The following is a 17,537-nucleotide window of genomic DNA, read 5'->3' as shown; positions in this document are numbered from 1 at the left end:
GCGCCGCAGGGCGCGCCGCATGCCGCCAGCGCTGGCGGCCTTTGTCGTGGCCGGGCTGGCCGGGCCCGCGCAGGCCGAGATCACCTATACCGTGGGCGCCGCCGCCGGCGCCGGCCCGCGCTACATCGGCAGCAACCAATACCGCGCGCTGGGCGCGCCGCTGTTCCGTGCCGACTTCGGCAACGGCGCCTTCATCGACCTGCTGCAAGGCGCGGGCTACACCTACAAGTTCGCCAACGGCATGTTCGTCACCGGTGCCTTCGGCTATGCCACGGGGCGCAGCGACCGCAACCGCACCGACCTGGCCGGCTCGGACCACCTCAAGGGCATGGGCAAGGTCCAGGGCTCGCTGATGAGCTCCTTCCAGGTCGGCGTGCCGGTCTATGGCGGCGCCGTCGCCAGCCTGACGCTGGACGTGCCGCTGACGCACCGCGAGCGCGGCCTCAGCGGCCATCTCGACCTGGCGGTGCCGCTGTACCAGCGCGGCATGCATACGCTGACCCTGACGCCGGGCATCCACTTCGGCTCGCGCCGCTACACCCAGACCTTCTTCGGCGTCACCGATGTCCAGTCGGCCGCCAGTGGTTTCCGCCCCTACTCGACCAAGGCGGGCATCGACAGCGCCAGCCTGTCGCTGGCGTGGAACGTCGAACTGTCGCGCGCCTGGTCGGTGCGCACGCTGGTGACGGTGAGCCGGCTGCTGGGCGACGCGGGCGACAGTCCCATCGTGCAGAGCAGGCAGCAGGTGTTCGGCATGACGTCGCTCAACTACACCTTCTAGGAGGGCATCATGATGTGGAACTGGCACGCCAGCGGGCAGCAGATCGGAGGCGGTGCCGCGGGCTCCCGCACGCAGGACGAGGTCGGATGCCTGCTGCTGACCGGCGCCACCGGCTTCATCGGTGGCAACGTGCTGGTGGCCGCGGTCAATGCCGGATTGAGCAGCCGCCTGCTGTGCCTGGTGCGCGCGGGTAGCGCCGCCGAAGCGCTCGGGCGGCTGCGCGCCAACGCCCGGCAGTGCGGGCTGCCGCCCAGCCGCACCGCCTGGCTCGGCGAAGAGAACATCCTGCTGGGCGAACTGGGCACGCCGTTCACGCCGGCGCAGCAGGCCCGGCTGGCGCGTGTCACGCAGGTGATCAACTGCGCGGCGATGGCCTCGTTCTCGGCCGACGAACGCGTGACGCGGGTCAACGTGGAAGATACGCTGCGCTTCGCCTCGCACTTCGCCGGCAGCGCCGCGCTGCGCCGCTTCATCCATGTGGGCACGGCCATGGCCTGCGGCACGCGGCGCGGCGCGCGCGTGGCCGAGACGGTGATCGAAGAAGGCCGCGCAGGGTACGGCGAAAGCGCGCACGGCGCGCAGGACGGGACCGGCATGGAAGCCGCACCCGGCGCGCCGCACGACGCCGGCGGCCACCTGGTGCCCTACACGCGCAGCAAGCAGGAGGTGGAGCAGCTGCTGCGGCAGCGCTACCCGTCGCTGCCGCTGGTGGTGGCCCGCCCGTCCATCGTGGTGGGCCACACCGTGCTGGGCACGCAGCCTTCGGCCAGCATCTTCTGGCTGTTCCGCATCATCCACCGGACCCGCCGCTATACCGTGCGGCCGCAGACGCGGCTGGACGTGATCGCCGGGGACGACTGCGCGCAGGCGCTGCTGCGCCTCGCCCTCAAGCCCGAACTGCGCTTCCGCGCCTATCACCTGTCGGCCGGCGCGGCGGCGCCGACCATCGCCCAGGTCCTGGCGGCCATGGACGACTGCGCACGCACCGACGAGGCCCTGCCTTACCGTGCCTGCGCGCCGGACGAACTGCCGGCGCTGGCGCGCGACGTGGCACGCGCCGAAGGCCTCGGCAACCGCCGCCTGATCGAGCGGGCGCTGCGCCTCTACGCAGGCTTCGCCGAACTGGGCTATGTCTTCGACAACCAGCGGCTGCGCGACGAGATCGGCTTCGAGCCCTTGCCCATCACCGACTATGTGAGCGAGTGCATGCGTACCTCGCACGGGGGCGGGCTGCTCGAACAGATGAGCTGGGATTTCAAGGCCTGAGGCGGCTCGCCGGACGGCCGGCACGCCGGCGCGGGCCTGAGGATGGCGCGCTGCCGCTCAGTCGGCCGCGCCCCCATACCCCAGCTCCCGGCTGACCGCCAAGGCTTCCTCGCGCAGTGCCAGCGCGACCGGCCCGTCCAGTGCCGGGTCGAAGCCGCCGGTCGCGCCCAGCGCGGCCATGACCGCGCACAGGCGGCCGTGGCAGTCGAACACCGGTGCCGCCACGGCGCTGATCCCTTTCAGGTTGGTGTCGCGCACCGCGGCACAGCCGCCGGCACGCACGGTCTCGCGCAGCCACCCGATGGGGTCGCGCGGGTCGAGCTGGGCCCGTTGCTCCGGCGTGGCCTGCGCCAGTTCCTCCGCTGCCAGCCCTTGCACGCGCGCGGCGTCGAGCAGGCCCAGGAAGACCCTGCCGGTAGCCGACCACAGCAGCGGCAGCACCGAGCCGACCCGCACGTTCACCGTGACCGGCAAGCCTGGCTCCTCGAAGCGCACGATGGTCGGGCCCTTGTTGCCCATCACAGCCACGAAGCAGGTCACTTCCAGGCGTTCGCGCAGGCGTACCAGCGAGGCTTCGGCCGCGCGGATCGGATCGGCCTGGCGCATCGCCGCCAGCCCGATCTGCAGCGCTTCCAGCCCCAGCCGGTAGAGCTGGCTGCCGGCCTGCTGCACCACCAGGCCTTCTTCGACCAGGCTGACCAGGTAGCGATGCACCTTGGCCGGACTCTCGTCGACCTGCGCCGCCAGCGCGGTCAGGCTGGCCTGCCCGCCCAGGCGCGCCAGCGCCTTCAGCACGGCCATGCCGGTGGCGGCCGATTGCACGCGCTGGCGGCGCTCGCGCGGCCGCGCCGGCGGCTCGGGCTCGGACGGGGCAGGGAGGCTGGCGGACTGCGGGGCGCGATGCGGAGCGCGGGGCATGGATTCCTCGGGCGGGTGGGGCAAGGGCAGGCGGGCTCCGGTACGGGGCCCAGGTAAACCCCGAAGTTAACCTGTGGCATCAAATTACGCAATGCGTATATGATTTACGCAAACAAGCCAGCAGACAGACAAAGCAACGAGCCGGGCGGCAAGTCGACCGCCGGCCACCAAAGGAAAGACAGGAGACACCATGAACAAGACCCGCGGCCGCCTTGCCGGCCTGCTGACCCTTTCCCTGTTCGGCGTGCTGCCGCCGGCCCAGGCCGACGGCAACCGCGCCGATGCTTATCCCGCCAAGCCCATCCGCTGGGTGGTGCCCTATGCCGCCGGCGGCGGGTCGGATTTCCTGGCGCGCACCATCGGCCAGGGCCTGGCGACGCGCGTCGGCAAGCCGGTGCTGGTGGACAACAAGCCGGGCGGCAATACCGCCATCGGCGCGGCCGAGACGGCGCACGCGCCGGCCGACGGCTACACCGTGCTGTCGGCCGACAACGGCACCCTGGTGTTCAACCCGGCGCTGTACAAGACGCTCAGCTACAACCCGGGCAAGGATTTCGCGCCGGTCACGCTGATGGGCCGCTTCCCGATGATCCTGGTGGTGGGGCCGGCCTCGCCCGCCAGGACCGTGCAGGATTTCATCGCCCAGGCCAAGGCGAGTCCCGCCGGCGTGAACTACGGCTCGGCCGGGGCCGGCAGCCCGCATCACCTCGCCATGGAACTGCTGAAGGTGGAGGCCGGCCTGAACATGACCCACGCGCCTTACCGCGGCGCTGCGCCGGCGCTGTCCGACGTGGCCGCGGGCCAGATCCCGGCCATGATGGTCGATTACGCGGCCGGCGCGGCCTTCATCAAGGCCGGCAAGGTGAGGCCGCTGGCGGTGGCCAACGCCGTGCGGCTGCCGCAGCTGCCCGAGGTGCCGACCTTTGCCGAGGCAGGCTATCGCAAGGTGGAGGCGGCGGCGCTGGTCGGCATGGTGGTGCCTGCGGCCACGCCTCCCGAGGTGGTGGCGGCGCTCAACCGCCAGGTGGTGGCCGCCATCAGGGAGCCCGGCGTGCACCAGAAGCTGGTCGACTTCGGCGTCGAGCCGGTGGGGAACAGCCCGGCCGAGTATGCCGACATGCTGCGCGCCGAAACCGCGCGCTGGCACAAGCTGATCCGCGATCTCAAGATCACGCTCGACTGAAGCCACCGCATCGACCGCATCGACCGCATCGACCGCATCGACCGCATCGACCGCATCGAACGGGCCGCGTGTGCGCGGCCCGCGTCCCTTCCCGCAGGAGCCAAGCCATGTCCGACGCCACCGCCACGCCACCGAGCGGGGGTTGCCCCTTCCACGCCGCACCGCCTGCCGCGGGCGCTTGCCCGGCCGGTGCGCCCGAAGCGGTCAGCGCGCAGGCGGCCGCCTTCGATCCCTTCTCCGACGCCTACCAGCAGGACCCGCCCGAGTATGTACGCTGGGCGCGCGAGCAGGAGCCGGTGTTCTACAGTCCGCGCCTGGGCTACTGGGTGGTGGCCCGCTACGACGACATCAAGGCGGTCTTCCGCGACAACCTGACCTTCAGCCCCGCGATCGCGCTGGAGAAGATCACGCCGACCGGGCCCGAGGCCAATGCGGTGCTGGCGTCCTATGGCTATGCGATGAACCGCACGCTGGTCAACGAGGACGAGCCCGCCCACATGCCGCGCCGGCGCGCGCTGATGGAGCCCTTCACGCCGGAGGCGCTGCAGCATCACGAGCCGATGGTGCGCCAGCTGGTGCGCGACTACGTCGACCGCTTCATCGACGACGGCCGCGCCGACCTGGTCGACCAGTTGCTGTGGGAGGTACCGCTGACGGTCGCCCTGCATTTCCTCGGCGTGCCCGAGGAGGACATGGACACGCTGCGGCGCTACTCGATCGCGCATACCGTCAATACCTGGGGCCGCCCGCGCTCCGAGGAGCAGGTGGCGGTGGCGCATGCGGTGGGCAACTTCTGGCAGCTCGCCGGCCGCATCCTCGACAAGATGCGGCAGGATCCCGACGCGCCCGGCTGGATGCAATACGGCATCCGCAAGCAGCGGGAACTGCCGGACGTCGTGACCGATTCCTACCTGCATTCGATGATGATGGCGGGCATCGTCGCTGCCCACGAGACCACCGCCAATGCCGCCGCCAATGCCATCAAGCTGCTGCTGCAGCATCCCGACGCCTGGCGCGAGCTGTGCGCCGATCCGGGCCTGATCCCCAACGCGGTCGAAGAATGCCTGCGCCACAACGGCTCGGTGGCGGCCTGGCGTCGCGTGGTCACGCGCGACACCGTGGTCGGCGGCGTGCCGCTCGCGGCCGGCGCCAAGCTGCTGATCGTCACCTCGTCGGCCAACCACGATCCGGCGCATTTCGAGGATGCCGACCTGTTCGACATCCGCCGCGACAATGCCGTCGATCACCTGACCTTCGGCTACGGCTCGCACCAGTGCATGGGCAAGAACCTGGCGCGCATGGAGCTCCAGGTCATCCTGCAGGAACTGACCCGGCGCCTGCCGCACCTGCGCCTGCCGGCACAGCGCTTCACCTATGTGCCGAACACCTCTTTCCGCGGTCCGGAGCACCTGTGGGTGGAATGGGACCAGGCCGCCAATCCCGAGCGCGCCCGCCCCGCCTTGCGCGACGCGCAGGCGCCGGTGCGCGTCGGCGAGCCGGTGCGCCATGCGGCCGGCCGCGCGATGGTGGTGGAGAGCGTGGCAGCCGCGGCGCAGGGCGTGCTGCGGCTGCGCCTGCGCCCGGCCGATGGGCGCGCGCTGCCGCGCTGGTCGCCCGGCGCGCATATCGACGTGGATTGCGGCGGCACCGGCCTGTCGCGCCAGTACTCGCTGTGCGGCGATCCGTCCGAGCCGGGCGTGCTGGAGATCGCCGTGCTGAAGGAGGAGGCCGGGCGTGGCGGCTCGCGCTGGCTCCATGAAAACGTCCGGGCCGGCGCGCGCCTGACCATCCGCGGCCCGCGCAATCATTTCCGCTTCGACGAGGGCTGCCGGCGCGCGGTGCTGGTCGCCGGCGGCATCGGCATCACGCCGATCAGCGCGATGGCGCGCCGCGCGCGCGAGCTGGGCATCGACTACACCTTGCACTACAGCGGCCGTGCGCGCGCCTCGATGGCGCTGCTCGACGAACTGGCCGCGCTGCACGGCGAACGGCTGCACGTCTACGCCGGCGACGAAGGGCAGCGCGCCGACTTCGCCGCGCTGCTGGCCGGCGCCAGTGCCGATACCCAGGTCTATGCCTGCGGACCGGCGCGCATGCTGGAGGCGCTGCAGGACTGTTGTGCCGCGCTGCCCGGCGACGCGCTGCGCATCGAGCATTTCCACGGCACCGGCGGCACGGATCCGGCCGCCGACGCGCCCTTCACGGTCGAACTGAAGGACTCGGGCCTCGTGCTGGAGGTGCCCGCCGGCCAGACGCTGCTGGCCACGCTGCGGCGTGCCAACATCGACGTCGCCAGCGACTGCGAAGAAGGGCTGTGCGGCTCCTGCGAGGTGCGCGTGCTGTCGGGCCAGGTCGAGCACCGCGACGTGGTGTTGACGCGAGCCGAGCGCGAGGCCAATGGCCGCATGATGGCCTGCTGCTCGCGTGCCCGCACCGGCCAGCGCATTGTGCTGGAACTGTAAAGGCGGCGGCCCCGTATCGCTGCGCCGCAGCACGCGCGGCAGCGGAGCACGGGCCGGTGCCTGGAGGGATGCCGTGCTGCGCACTTGCTGCCGGCCGCCGCAGCGGCGGGCTTGCCCTGCGCGACAGCGGTGATAGCATGACGCGCAGGGCAAGCCGTGCAGCGCTGATCCGCGTGGTTCCCGCCTGGCAGGCCGCCGGCGCGCATGCAAGCAGCGACTGCCCTGCGGGGCGGTGCGCCGGCCATCTTCCTTCATCCCTAGAGCGAGGAGTCAGCCATGTTCCCTGAGTACCGTGAGCAGATCGACCGTCTTTGTGCCAAGGATGGGCATTTCGCCAAGATGGTCGATCGTCACAGCGAGCTGGACCAGCAGATCCAGCAGATGGAGGAGGGCAAGATCCCGATCGATGGTGTCTCTATCGAGACCTTGAAGAAGGAAAAGCTGATGCTCAAGGACAAGCTGTATGCGGTATTGACGCGCAAGCCTTGACCACCGGGCCCGCGCCGGCACGGTAGCCCGGCACGGGGCATGTCGCCGGTGCTTGCAGTGCCCGGCGCCGGCCCGCGCGCCATCTCCCGGTCTCCTGCTTTCAGGCGCCGGTGGTGTCTTCCTTTTTTACCGCGGTCGCCGGCCGCGCCAGCGGCTCGATACGCTTGCGCGGCTTCTGCGCCGCGATCCACAGATCGTAGGCCATCTGCATGCCGCACCACATCTCGCGGCTGGCACCCAGGGCTTCCTCCAGGCGGATGGCGATGTCCGGCGTGATCGACGCATGGCCGTTCAGGATGCGCGACAGCGTTGCGCGCGTGACGCCAAGGTGTGCCGCGAAGGCGGTGATGGTGATGCCGTCCAGGCCCTCGAGCCAGTCGCTCAGCACCGCGCCGGGGTGCGGCGGGTTGTGCATGGGAGTCATGATGGTTTCCTGGTGTTTCATGGTTCCCTGGTGTTGCTGGTGATAGTCCTGGTAGTCGACGACATAAGCGTGGCCGTCCTCGAAGCGGAAGGTCAGCCGCCAGTTCGCATTGACCGAGACCGACCAGCAGCCCGCCATGCCGCCGCTCAGTGCATGCAGGCCCCAGGCGGGGACTCCCATGTCTTCAGGACGCGTCGCGTGGTTCAAGGCGCCGAGCTGCTTGCGCAGCCGGTCCGCGTGGTGAGGCTGGATCCCGGCTTTCGATCCGGTTTCGAAGAACTTCCTGAGTCCGGCATGGGCGAAGTGCTTGATCATCGGATGGCTGGCAAGGTGCTTGTAGTGTATAGCGTATCTATACGCTATACAAGATCGATGAGATGTGCATAACAAGGCAGGTGCACGCTAGCACCCGGGCCGGGCCAGGAATCATGCCGATCGCAACCTTTGTATTGCCTTTGTATTGCCGGGAGCAGCGCGTTGCCTAGCTCCATGTGTCGCCCATCCTGTCCGAACAAGACGCGATCCGTGATGTCGGGGTGGACAGGCAGCCACGGCGCGATGGCACGACCGCGGGTCAGCGCGATGCCGCTCTGCCGCGCGCCGCGAGCGCTTCATTGTTGATTCCAGTTCAAGAGTATTTCCGCTTCCCCCTGCTTTTTCTGCAAAGGTAAGCGCGGCAGACTGCGGTCCATCGTGACCACCGGACCCAGTCCACCATGCCTCTCGCCCTGCTTGCGCTGACCCTCAGCGCTTTTGCTATCGGCACGACGGAATTCGTCATCGTCGGCCTGATTCCCACCATCGCCACCGACCTCGGTATCCGCCTGCCATCGGCCGGACTGCTGGTCAGCCTGTACGCGCTGAGCGTCGCCGTGGGCGCGCCGGTGCTGACCGCGCTGACCGCCCGCGTGCCGCGCAAGACCTTGCTGGCCGGCTTGATGGTCTTGTTCACGCTGGGCAATCTGCTGGCCTGGCTGGCGCCCGGCTACGGCGTGCTGGTCGCCGCGCGCGTGCTGACCGGCCTGGCGCACGGCGAGTTCTTCTCGATCGGCTCGGTGATCGCCACCACCCTGGTGCCGCGCGAGCGGGCCGCCCGCGCCATCGCCACCATGTTCAGCGGCATGACGGTGGCCTTCGTCGCCGGCATTCCGCTGGGCACCTTCATCGGCCAGCATTTCGGCTGGCGCGCGACCTTCCTGGTGGTGGCCGGCTTCGGCGTGGTGGCGCTGCTGGGCAGCCTGCTGTTCGTGCCGGGCAACATCGCCCAGGCCGCTCCCGCGCCGCTGCGCCAGCAGCTCGAGGTGCTGGCGCGGCCGCGCCTGCTGCTGGTCTATGCCATGACGGCGACCGGCTACGGCGGCTCGCTGATCGCCTTCACCTTCCTCGCCCCCATCCTGCAGGAGCTGGCCGGTTTCACCCCGGGCCAGGTCAGCCTGGTGCTGGTCGCCTACGGCGTCTCGGTGGCGCTGGGCAACGTCTGGGGCGGCCGCCTGGCCGACCGGCTGGGCCCGGTACCGGCGCTGCAGCGCATCTTCCTGCTGCTCGCCGTGGTGCTGCTGGTGCTGGGTGTCACCGCGCACTACCGCTGGGCGGCGGCGCTGACGGTGCTGGCCTGGGGCGCGGTGGCCTTCGGCAATGTGCCCGGGCTGCAGCTCTATGTGGTGCGCCAGGCGAGGGCGGTCGCGCCGCAGGCTGCCGACGTGGCCGCGGGCTTCAATATCGCCGCCTTCAACCTCGGCGTGGCGGGTGGCGCCTGGGCCGGCGGGCTGATCGTCGACCACCTGGGCCTCGGCACCACGCCGTGGCTGGCGGGGCTCGTCACGCTGGGCGCGCTGGCCCTGACCACGCTGAGCGGGCGCCTCGACCGGCGCGCCGGCCTGCCGGTCCATGATGGCACGGGCGAGGTTGTCGCCACGCACTGAAGCCGGCGGCTGCCGGCCCCGGCCGCCACGGGTTTGCGGCGAGCCAGGCGCCGGCGCCAGCCAGCTGGCGTGGTTACGCCCGGCACCTTCTTAATTTCCGCTTAAGACTCGGTCCATAGACTGTGGGCGTACTGAACCACTCCGACGGGAGAGAGCATGACCCCCCAAGAAATGCAGGCCCTGGACACCTTCCTGACCCAGCTGGTGCAGGCCAACGCCGGCACCAAGGACGCGCAGGCCGAAGCGCGCATCGCCGACGCGGCCGCGCGGCAGCCGGACGCGGCCTACCTGCTGGTCCAGCGTGCCATGCTGCTGGACCATGCGCTGGCCTCGGCCAAGGCGCAGATCGCCACGCTGCAGAGCCAGTTGCAGGCAGCGCAGGCAGCGCAGGTCAACGGTGGCAGCCACTTCCTCGATGGGGACAGCGCCTGGGGCAACAGCGCCGGCCGCGCGGTGCCGCCCGCCGCCATGCCGGCCTCGATGCAGCCCGCGCCGCAGCCGATGCCGCCGTCCATGCAGCAACCGATGCCGCAATCCGTGCCGCAGCCGGCCCGGCCCGGCTTCCTCGGCGGCGGCCTGGGCGGCGCACTCGGCAGCATCGCCAGCACTGCCGCGGGCGTGGCCGGAGGTGCCTTCCTGTTCCAGGGCCTCGAGAACCTGTTCCACCGCAACAGCGGCGGCGGCGGTTTCTTCGGCCAGCCGGCGCTGGGTTCGATGCCGGCCGAAACCACGGTCGTCAACAACTACTACGACAACGGTGATGGCGGCAGCGCCTTCGACGCGCGCGAGCGGGCATCGGACGGCGGCTTCCTCGATTCCGGCCTCGATGCCGGCCTCGATAACGACGATTTCCTGAACGACGACTCGTCCATCGTCTGAGTCCGCGGCGGCGGTTCCGGCGGCGCCCTGCGCGCGGCCGTCACGGACCGTCATGGTCCGTCCGCGCGCCGGCGGCCGCGCACGCGCGCCGCCTTCTCCTGTCCCTCCACCAGCATCTGCGCCGCCGCCCCGATATGTTCGGCGAGCCGGCTTGCCACCGGCTGCCGGCTGTGGCGCGCGCGCTCGACCAGTCCGACTTCGCGGTAGAAGGTCTCATCCCCCAGCGGCAGCGCCACCACTTGCGCAGGCCAATGGCCGCCCGCCAGTGTGCGCGGCAGCAGCGCGACGCCAAGTCCGCGCGCCACCAGTTGCGCAATGCCTTCCAGTTCGTCCAGTTCGATGGCCTCCTGCACGGCCAGCCGCTGCTGGCGCAGGAACTGGTCGACCAGGCGTCCGCCGAACGAGCCGCGGTCGTAGCGGATGAAGGGCTCGCTCTCGACCACCTCGCGCCAGCCGCGCCCGGCCAGCGCGGCCGGCGCCAGCAGCACGAAGGGCTCGCGCAGCAGGGAGCGCCATTCCAGCTCGGCCGGCAGCGCATAGGGCGGGCGGATCATCACCGCGATGTCGACTTCGCCGGCATCGACCTGGCCGAGCAGGTTGAGCGAGACGCCGGGCACCACGCGGATGCGGCATGCGGGCAGCTCGGCGCGGAAGCGGGCGATGGCATCGGCCAGGAAGGTGGCCTGCGCCGAGGCGATGGCGCCGATGCGCACCATGGCGTTGCCCTGGGCGGCCAGGCCCTGGTGGCCCAGGCGGTCATACAGCGTGATCAGTTCCTCGGCCAGGGCCAGCGTTTCGCGGCCGGAGGCATTGAGCCGGGCCGAGCGTCCGGTCCGGTCGAACAGCGGGAAGCCCAGTTCCTCTTCGAGCCGGTGGATCTGGGCGCTGACCGCCGACTGGGTCAGGCCGATGCGGGCCCCCGCGCCGGCGAAGGTGCCGTGGCGGGCCACGGCGATCAAGGTGCGCAGTTCTCGCAGCATGGTGATTCATCAATTTTGGTGGTGCTAAGGTCAAAAATATATCGCTTTTCATCATGATTCGTCATGCATAGACTGCATCTCAGTGGCGGCCCACCTCGCACCGACTGCCGAGACAGCCAAGGCGAGGCGGGCTGCCCGACCCCACAACCGAACCGCACCGATTGCGAGAGCCTGTCCACCATGAGCGAATCCACTGCCGTCCTGCCCCCGTTCCACCTGGCCTTCCCGGTCCACAGCATCGCCAGCGCCCGTGAGTTCTACGGCGACCTGCTGGGCTGCTCGGAAGGCCGCAGCGCCGAGGACTGGGTCGACTTCAATTTCTATGGCCACCAGATCGTCGCCCACCTGGCGCCGGAAGAGTGCGGCCACCGCAAGACCAGCGCGGTCGACGGCGATGCCGTGCCGGTGCGCCACTTCGGCGTGGTGCTGTCGATGGCGCAATGGGAAGCAGCCGCCGACAAGCTCAAGGCCGCCGGCCTGCAGTTCATCATCGAGCCGCACATCCGCTTCAAGGGCGAAGTCGGCGAGCAGGCCACCATGTTCTTCCTGGACCCGTCGGGCAATGCGCTGGAACTGAAGGCCTTCGCCAACATCGCCTCGCTGTTCGCCAAGTAAGCCGGCACCCGGCGCGGCCCGCCCGCGCCCATCCGCCCGCCGCCGCGCGGGCGGACGCTGCATATCCAGACGACCGGCCCCAGGCCGGCAACCCGCGCGGCGAGCGCTTGCAGCGCCGCGCGTCCGCCCCCACGCAGTCAGAGTTTGTTATGCGAAGAATCCTGGTAGCCAACCGCGGCGAGATTGCCTGTCGCATCATCCGCGCCGCGCAGGCGCTCGGCATCGAGACGGTGGCCGTGTATTCCGAGGCCGATGCCGGTGCGCTGCACTGCCAGATGGCCGATGTGGCCGTGCCGATCGGGCCGTCGCCGGCGGCCCGAAGCTATCTGCGCGCCGAGGCGGTGCTGGCGGCCGGCGCGGCGCACGGCGCCGACGGCGTGCATCCGGGCTATGGCTTCCTGTCCGAGAACACGGCCTTTGCCCAGGCGGCCCAGGCGGCTGGCATGCGCTGGATCGGCCCCTCGGTCGAGTCGATCGAGAACATGGGCGACAAGAAGCGCGCCCGTGAGATCGCGCAGTCCTGCGGGGTGCCGGTGCTGCCGGGCAGCGCCCGCTTCCTGCCGGAGCAGCTCGACGGACTGGAGGCGTCCGCCGCGCAGGTGGGCTATCCGCTGCTGGTCAAGGCCGCCGGCGGTGGTGGCGGCATCGGCATGAAGCGCGTCGACGGGCCGGCCACGCTGGCGGCCACCGTGGCCTCCACCCAGGCGCTGGCGCTCAAGGCCTTCGGCGACGGCAGCGTCTACCTGGAGCGCTACGTGGCGCGCGCGCGCCATATCGAAGTGCAGGTGTTCGGCTATGGCGACGGCACGGCGGTGCACCTGTTCGAGCGCGAGTGCTCGGTACAGCGCCGCTTCCAGAAGATCATCGAGGAAAGCCCGGCGCCGGGCCTGCCGGCCGAGGTGCTGGCCCGCATGAGCGCCGCCGCGGTGGCGCTGGCGGTGTCGCAGCGCTACAGCGGCGCCGGCACCGTCGAGTTCATTCTCGACGCCGATAGCGGCGAGTTCTTCTTCCTCGAAATGAACACACGCATCCAGGTCGAGCATGGCGTGACCGAGGCGGTCACCGGCTGGGACCTGGTGCAGGCGCAGATCCGCCTTGCCGCCGGCACGCTGGCGCGGGTGGCGCAGGCGGACATCCGCCGCCATGGCGCCGCCATCGAGTGCCGCCTCTATGCCGAGAACCCCGCGCGCCATTTCATGCCGTCGCCGGGCCGGCTGGAATGCTTCGCGCTGCCGGCCATGCCCGGCCTGCGTGTCGACACCGGCGTGCGCGAGGGCGACACCATCACGCCTTTCTACGACCCGATGATCGCCAAGCTGATCACGCGTGGCGATGACCGCGAGGCCGCCCGCCTGGCCATGCTGGACGCGCTGGCGCACGCGCGCATCGCCGGCATCCGCCACAACGCTGACTTCCTCGGCCGCGTGCTGGCGCATGCGGACTTCCGCGCGGGCCGTGCCGACACCGGTTTCGTGGCGCGCGAGATGGCCGCGCTGGTGGGCGACAGCGCCGCCCCGGCCGCCGCCGCCGTGCCTGCCGAGGTGCAACCGTGAGCGCGGCAGCCACGGCCCAGTCCGCCGCGCCGGTGCCCTGGCGCATCGAGCCCTCGGGGGATCGCCTGCTGATGCTGGTGTTCGACGCAGGGCAGGGCGCCGAGGCGCTGGCTGCCGCCAACCGCAGCGCCTGCGCGGCCGCCGCCCGCATCGGCGCGGCGGCGCTGCCCGGCGTGCGCGACGTGGTGCCCGCGCTGAGCACCGTCGGCATCCACTATCACCCGGCCGAGGTGGCCGGCGCCAGCACGGCATTGCCGCCCTACCAGGCGCTGGGCGAGACGCTGGCGGCGCTGCTGGCGGCGCCGCTGGACCTGTCGGCCGCTGCCGCGCGCGTGGTCGAGCTGCCGGTCTGCTACGGCGGCGAGCACGGTCCCGACCTCGAAGAGGTGGCCACCCTGTGCGGGCTGGCGCCCGACGAGGTGGTGGCGCTGCACAGTGCCGAGCCGGTCGACGTGCTGATGCTGGGCTTCGCCCCGGGCCACCCCTATGTGGGCCGCTTTGATGCGCGCCTGGCGCCGCCGCGGCGCGCCACGCCGCGCACCGCCGTGCCGGCCGGCTCGATCGGGCTGGCCAACCGCCAGTCGGTGATCTACCCGATGGTGCTGCCGGGCGGCTGGAACCTGATCGGCCGCACGCCGCTGCCGCTGTTCGATCCGCACCGGACCCGCCCCTGCCTGCTCGACGCGGGCGACCGCGTGCGCTTCGTGCCGGTCTCGGCCGCCCAGTTCGATGACATGGCCGCGGCGCATGCCGCCAGCCAAGGAGGCGGCCGATGAGCGACGCCATGCAAGCCCGCGCCGGCGCGGCCGCCATCGAGGTGCTCAAGCCCGGTGCGCTGAGCACGTTCCAGGACCTCGGCCGCCACGGCTTCCAGCAGCTCGGCGTGCCGGCCAACGGCGCCATGGACGAGCGCGCGCACCGGCTGGCCAATGCGCTCGTGGGCAATGCCGCGTCCTGCGCCACGCTGGAGGTCACCTTGATGGGGCCGGCCCTGCGTTTCCACACCGCGGCCACGGTCGCGGTGTGCGGTGCCGATCTCGAGGCCACCATCGACGGCGAGCCACTGCCGAGCGCGCAGGCGCGCGTGGTGCCGGCCGGCGCCACGCTGGCCTTCGGCAAGCGCCGGCGCGGCCTGCGCGCCTACCTGGCGGTCGGCGGCGGCTTCGCGCTGGAGGCCGTGATGGGCAGCCACAGCACCTTCGTGCGCGGTGGCTACGGCGGCGTGCAGGGCAAGCCCTTGCGCAAGGGCGACATGATCGCCCTGTGCGCGCCGCACACCCGCCTGCCGGTGCTGCCGTCCGGCGGCAGCCTGTTTTCGTCCGAGCCGGAGAGCGCGCCGGATGCCCCGATCCGCGTGGTGGCCGGCCGCGAGTGGCGGCATTTCCACGCCGATGCGCACGCCGCCTTCACCGGCGGAGCCTTCCGCATCGGCGCCCGGTCGGACCGCATGGGCTACCGCCTGGAAGGACCGGCGCTGCCGCTGGGCGCGCCGCTGGAACTGCAATCGGAGGCGGTGAGCTTCGGCACCATCCAGGTCCCGCCCGACGGCCAGCCCATCGTCCTGATGGCCGACCGCCAGACCACCGGTGGCTATCCCAAGATCGGCCATGTGATCGCGGTCGACCTGCCGCGCCTGGCGCAGCGCATGCCCGGTGAGACAGTGCGCTTCGCGCTGGTGGAACTGGCGTACGCGCAGCGCCTGGCGCTGCTGCAGGATGCCGCCTTCGCCTCGCTGGAAGCCGCCCGGGACTGAGCCCGGCCTTCCACCCCTTCCTCAACCGCACAAAAGAAGACGCCCCCATGCCAGACCCGGACCAACGCCAAGCCGACGCGGTGCCCATCGTGGCCGAGACCGCCGGCACCTTGTGGAAGATCATCGCCGCACCCGGCGCCGCGCAGGCGCGCGACGCGACCCTGGTGATTATCGAATCGATGAAGATGGAAATTCCGGTCGAAGCGCCGGCCGACGGTTATGTCGTCGAATATCGAGTGACCGAGGGGGAGCTGGTCGAGGAAGGGCAGGTATTGGCTCTCTATATTCCTGCCGATTAACTTCGGCGTGGGATGAATAATATCCCGCCATTTTCCGTATCTGCTTGGAAAACAGTCGGCCGACCCTGCGGGGCCCGGCCGCCGCGCGCCGCGGCATGCCTTCGGGCGTGCCGCGGCGTTGGCGCAGTGGCCGTGGCATGCCGGCCGTCCGCCTATCGCTGGACTATCGCCGGACTATCGCCGGCACCACTGCTCCGATGCCTGCCGTGTTCCCGGAAGTTCAGCAGGAACAATGGTTTAGCGCAGCGCGGCGGTGATGAGGCTGGGCTGGCGGCACGCAAGGATGGTGCAGGCCATGCCCGCCGGCGGACGGCGGCGCGTAGTGAAGGATTCAATCTGGTGCAGCAGGGCAATGGGAGACTCTGCAATGGATGGCCATCGATGGCCAGGCCCTGCTGCGTGATTTTTCCGGCGTTTTTATCGGGCAAATCGACTGGCACGCTTGTTGCTGAATAAAAATCAAAAGCACGACGCGTGCATAACGGTAGTGAATGCAGTGCGGGAAGCCTGGAGAAAATAGGGCCTCCCTCTCCAACAACAGGTGCGCACCCGCGGGATTTCCTCGGCCAGCGCGCCAGGTATTCATGTGCTGACCCTGGTTCCCGCAGGCTGCCGCCGGCAGCCGGCGTGGCCTCTTTCACCCTGCTTCAGGAAACGTCATCATGTCCAACGCCCCCACCTCCACGCTGCCGCTCCCTGACGCGGCCGAAGCGGCCGCCGCGGCCAGGCCCGCAGGCGACATCGCCGTCGCGCGCAAGGCGGCCCTGGCCGCCGCCGCCGGTACCGCCATCGAATACTACGAGTTCGGCGTCTACGGCTATCTCGCCTCCACCATCGGACCGCTGTTCTTCCCCGGCGACAATGCCACCGCGTCCTTGCTGGCGATCCTGGCGGTGTTCGGCAGCGCCTTCCTGATGCGGCCCATCGGCGGCATCGTGCTGGGCCGGCTGGGCGACCGCGTCGGCCGCCGTACCGTGCTGCTGGTCACCGTGATCGGCATGGGCGTGGCCACCGGCGCCATCGGCCTGCTGCCGGTGGCCGCCAGTGCCGGCCTGGCGGCGCCGCTGCTGCTGCTGCTGATCCGCCTGGTGCAGGGCTTCTTCGCCGGCGGCGAGGTGACGGGCGCGGCCGCTTACGTGGCCGAGTCGGCGCCGGCGGGCCGGCGCGGCTTCTTCGGTGCCTTCACGCCGGTGGGCGTGGCGGTGGGCGGCGCGCTGGCCGCCACCGTGTGCGGGCTGACCACCTCCATGCTGGGCAGCGAGGCCATGAGCGAGTGGGGCTGGCGCATTCCCTTCCTGACCGCGATCCCGATGGTGCTGGTGTCGTCGCTGGTGCGCAAGCGCGTGGAGGAATCGGTGGCGTTCCAGCAGTTCCAGCAGCACAGCGAGCCGCCCAAGGCGCCGCTCAAGGAAGTGTTCGGCCAGCACATGCCGGCCGTGGTCAAGGTGCTGCTGCTGTCCTTCGGCCAGAACGTCGGCTACTGGGTCGGCCTGGTCTTCATGAACATCTACCTGACCACCTACCTGAAGTACGACAAGGCCACCGTGTACTGGATCATGGCCTTCGTCAGCCTGGCGATGGCGATGCTGATGCCGTTCTGGGGCGGACTGTCCGACCGGCTCGGCCGCCGCAAGGTGCTGGCCATCGGCTTCCTCGCCTATACCGTGCTGGTGGTGCCGATGATGATGCTGATGGACCAGCACAATATCGGCCTCGCCTTCCTCGCCATGCTGGTGGTGGCGCTGCCGATGCCCATCGTGCAGTCGGTCGGCTATCCCACCTATGCCGAGCAGTTTCCCACCCGCGTGCGCTATTCCGGCATGGCCTTCAGCTTCAACCTCGGCGCCATCCTGGGCGGCGGCGTGACGCCCTACGTGGCCACTGCGCTGATTGGCGCCACCGGCAACCTGCTGAGCCCGGCCTACCTGCTGATGGGCGGGGCGGCCATCAGCCTGCTGGCGCTGCTGGGCGTCAAGGAAACCGCGCGCAAGGCGCTCGACTGAGAAGGGGCCC

At 70.5% G+C, this 17,537-nt stretch carries 16 protein-coding genes; 13 read left to right on the top strand and 3 right to left on the bottom strand.

What is annotated here, in order from left to right; translation table 11 throughout:
• Window positions 1-19: 19 nt before the first annotated feature.
• A complete protein-coding gene (locus tag BKK79_RS23345) occupies window positions 20-781 on the top strand; it encodes a MipA/OmpV family protein (RefSeq protein ID WP_071018267.1) in 762 nt (253 codons plus the stop codon).
• A 9-nt stretch (window positions 782-790) separates the two neighbouring features.
• Window positions 791-2,047 (top strand): SDR family oxidoreductase, encoded by a 1,257-nt coding sequence (locus tag BKK79_RS23340; RefSeq protein ID WP_071038933.1) that lies wholly within the window; start codon window positions 791-793, stop codon window positions 2,045-2,047.
• A gap of 57 nt (window positions 2,048-2,104) precedes the next feature.
• On the opposite strand, the gene BKK79_RS23335 is transcribed toward BKK79_RS23340, so the two are convergent.
• On the bottom strand, window positions 2,105-2,965 hold the full coding sequence (locus tag BKK79_RS23335) for an IclR family transcriptional regulator (protein WP_071038932.1): 861 nt from the start codon (window positions 2,963-2,965) through the stop codon (window positions 2,105-2,107).
• Window positions 2,966-3,155: 190 nt separating this feature from the next.
• On the opposite strand from BKK79_RS23335, the gene BKK79_RS23330 reads away from it, so the two are divergent.
• From BKK79_RS23330 to BKK79_RS23320, 3 genes are all read left to right on the top strand, one after another.
• Window positions 3,156-4,148, top strand: a complete 993-nt coding sequence (locus BKK79_RS23330) for a Bug family tripartite tricarboxylate transporter substrate binding protein (protein WP_084085094.1) — start codon at window positions 3,156-3,158, stop codon at window positions 4,146-4,148.
• Between the two features lie 107 nt (window positions 4,149-4,255).
• Complete coding sequence (locus tag BKK79_RS23325; protein WP_071038931.1) at window positions 4,256-6,610, top strand: cytochrome P450/oxidoreductase; 2,355 nt, start codon at window positions 4,256-4,258, stop codon at window positions 6,608-6,610.
• 276 nt (window positions 6,611-6,886) lie between these two features.
• Entirely contained in the window at window positions 6,887-7,099 is a 213-nt protein-coding gene (locus BKK79_RS23320; RefSeq protein ID WP_071018275.1) for a YdcH family protein, read from the top strand.
• 100 nt (window positions 7,100-7,199) lie between these two features.
• Here the strand turns inward: BKK79_RS23320 and BKK79_RS42140 are convergent, their stop codons facing one another.
• The gene (locus BKK79_RS42140) at window positions 7,200-7,838 is read right to left on the bottom strand and encodes a HigA family addiction module antitoxin (RefSeq protein WP_335582937.1); all 639 of its coding nucleotides are present in this window, start codon (window positions 7,836-7,838) and stop codon (window positions 7,200-7,202) included.
• A 401-nt stretch (window positions 7,839-8,239) separates the two neighbouring features.
• Here BKK79_RS42140 and BKK79_RS23305 point away from each other — a divergent pair, with 401 nt between their 5' ends.
• Together BKK79_RS23305 and BKK79_RS23300 are read left to right on the top strand one after the other, a co-directional pair.
• Window positions 8,240-9,445 (top strand): MFS transporter, encoded by a 1,206-nt coding sequence (locus BKK79_RS23305; protein ID WP_071038930.1) that lies wholly within the window; start codon window positions 8,240-8,242, stop codon window positions 9,443-9,445.
• Window positions 9,446-9,601: 156 nt separating this feature from the next.
• On the top strand, window positions 9,602-10,324 hold the full coding sequence (locus BKK79_RS23300) for a DUF2076 domain-containing protein (RefSeq protein WP_071038929.1): 723 nt from the start codon (window positions 9,602-9,604) through the stop codon (window positions 10,322-10,324).
• A gap of 50 nt (window positions 10,325-10,374) precedes the next feature.
• On the opposite strand, the gene BKK79_RS23295 is transcribed toward BKK79_RS23300, so the two are convergent.
• On the bottom strand, window positions 10,375-11,304 hold the full coding sequence (locus BKK79_RS23295; RefSeq protein WP_071018286.1) for a LysR family transcriptional regulator: 930 nt from the start codon (window positions 11,302-11,304) through the stop codon (window positions 10,375-10,377).
• A 180-nt stretch (window positions 11,305-11,484) separates the two neighbouring features.
• Here BKK79_RS23295 and BKK79_RS23290 point away from each other — a divergent pair, with 180 nt between their 5' ends.
• The 6 genes from BKK79_RS23290 to BKK79_RS23265 all read left to right on the top strand — a co-directional run bounded on the left by BKK79_RS23290 (window position 11,485) and on the right by BKK79_RS23265 (window position 17,527).
• Window positions 11,485-11,919, top strand: coding sequence for a VOC family protein (locus BKK79_RS23290; RefSeq protein ID WP_071018287.1), 435 nt, complete (start codon window positions 11,485-11,487; stop codon window positions 11,917-11,919).
• Between the two features lie 149 nt (window positions 11,920-12,068).
• Window positions 12,069-13,472, top strand: coding sequence for an acetyl-CoA carboxylase biotin carboxylase subunit (locus BKK79_RS23285; protein WP_071038928.1), 1,404 nt, complete (start codon window positions 12,069-12,071; stop codon window positions 13,470-13,472).
• Window positions 13,469-14,248, top strand: coding sequence for a 5-oxoprolinase subunit PxpB (gene pxpB, locus BKK79_RS23280; protein ID WP_071038927.1), 780 nt, complete (start codon window positions 13,469-13,471; stop codon window positions 14,246-14,248). The genes BKK79_RS23285 and pxpB overlap by 4 nt, the downstream gene beginning before the upstream one ends.
• Window positions 14,245-15,225 (top strand): biotin-dependent carboxyltransferase family protein, encoded by a 981-nt coding sequence (locus BKK79_RS23275; RefSeq protein ID WP_232346432.1) that lies wholly within the window; start codon window positions 14,245-14,247, stop codon window positions 15,223-15,225. The genes pxpB and BKK79_RS23275 overlap by 4 nt, the downstream gene beginning before the upstream one ends.
• Window positions 15,226-15,272: 47 nt before the next feature.
• Window positions 15,273-15,524 carry an acetyl-CoA carboxylase biotin carboxyl carrier protein subunit gene (locus tag BKK79_RS23270; protein ID WP_084085092.1) on the top strand — a complete coding sequence of 84 codons (252 nt, stop codon included), beginning with the start codon at window positions 15,273-15,275 and terminating at the stop codon, window positions 15,522-15,524.
• A 662-nt stretch (window positions 15,525-16,186) separates the two neighbouring features.
• A complete protein-coding gene (locus tag BKK79_RS23265; RefSeq protein WP_084085090.1) occupies window positions 16,187-17,527 on the top strand; it encodes an MFS transporter in 1,341 nt (446 codons plus the stop codon).
• The last annotated feature ends 10 nt before the right edge of the window (window positions 17,528-17,537 follow it).

Source organism: Cupriavidus sp. USMAA2-4 (assembly GCF_001854305.1).
GTDB lineage: Bacteria > Pseudomonadota > Gammaproteobacteria > Burkholderiales > Burkholderiaceae > Cupriavidus > Cupriavidus malaysiensis.
This window is presented reverse-complemented; position numbering and strand designations above follow the sequence as displayed.

Coding starts and splice junctions, on each gene's coding strand:
- BKK79_RS23340 (WP_071038933.1), top strand. CDS start 791: ATGATGTGGAACTGGCACGCCAGCGGGCAGCAGATCGGAGGCGGTGCC.
- BKK79_RS42140 (WP_335582937.1), bottom strand. CDS start 7,838: ATGATCAAGCACTTCGCCCATGCCGGACTCAGGAAGTTCTTCGAAACC.
- BKK79_RS23305 (WP_071038930.1), top strand. CDS start 8,240: ATGCCTCTCGCCCTGCTTGCGCTGACCCTCAGCGCTTTTGCTATCGGC.
- BKK79_RS23265 (WP_084085090.1), top strand. CDS start 16,187: ATGTCCAACGCCCCCACCTCCACGCTGCCGCTCCCTGACGCGGCCGAA.
- BKK79_RS23300 (WP_071038929.1), top strand. CDS start 9,602: ATGACCCCCCAAGAAATGCAGGCCCTGGACACCTTCCTGACCCAGCTG.
- BKK79_RS23290 (WP_071018287.1), top strand. CDS start 11,485: ATGAGCGAATCCACTGCCGTCCTGCCCCCGTTCCACCTGGCCTTCCCG.
- BKK79_RS23270 (WP_084085092.1), top strand. CDS start 15,273: ATGCCAGACCCGGACCAACGCCAAGCCGACGCGGTGCCCATCGTGGCC.
- BKK79_RS23325 (WP_071038931.1), top strand. CDS start 4,256: ATGTCCGACGCCACCGCCACGCCACCGAGCGGGGGTTGCCCCTTCCAC.
- BKK79_RS23335 (WP_071038932.1), bottom strand. CDS start 2,965: ATGCCCCGCGCTCCGCATCGCGCCCCGCAGTCCGCCAGCCTCCCTGCC.
- BKK79_RS23275 (WP_232346432.1), top strand. CDS start 14,245: ATGAGCGACGCCATGCAAGCCCGCGCCGGCGCGGCCGCCATCGAGGTG.
- BKK79_RS23320 (WP_071018275.1), top strand. CDS start 6,887: ATGTTCCCTGAGTACCGTGAGCAGATCGACCGTCTTTGTGCCAAGGAT.
- BKK79_RS23295 (WP_071018286.1), bottom strand. CDS start 11,304: ATGCTGCGAGAACTGCGCACCTTGATCGCCGTGGCCCGCCACGGCACC.
- BKK79_RS23285 (WP_071038928.1), top strand. CDS start 12,069: ATGCGAAGAATCCTGGTAGCCAACCGCGGCGAGATTGCCTGTCGCATC.
- BKK79_RS23330 (WP_084085094.1), top strand. CDS start 3,156: ATGAACAAGACCCGCGGCCGCCTTGCCGGCCTGCTGACCCTTTCCCTG.
- BKK79_RS23345 (WP_071018267.1), top strand. CDS start 20: ATGCCGCCAGCGCTGGCGGCCTTTGTCGTGGCCGGGCTGGCCGGGCCC.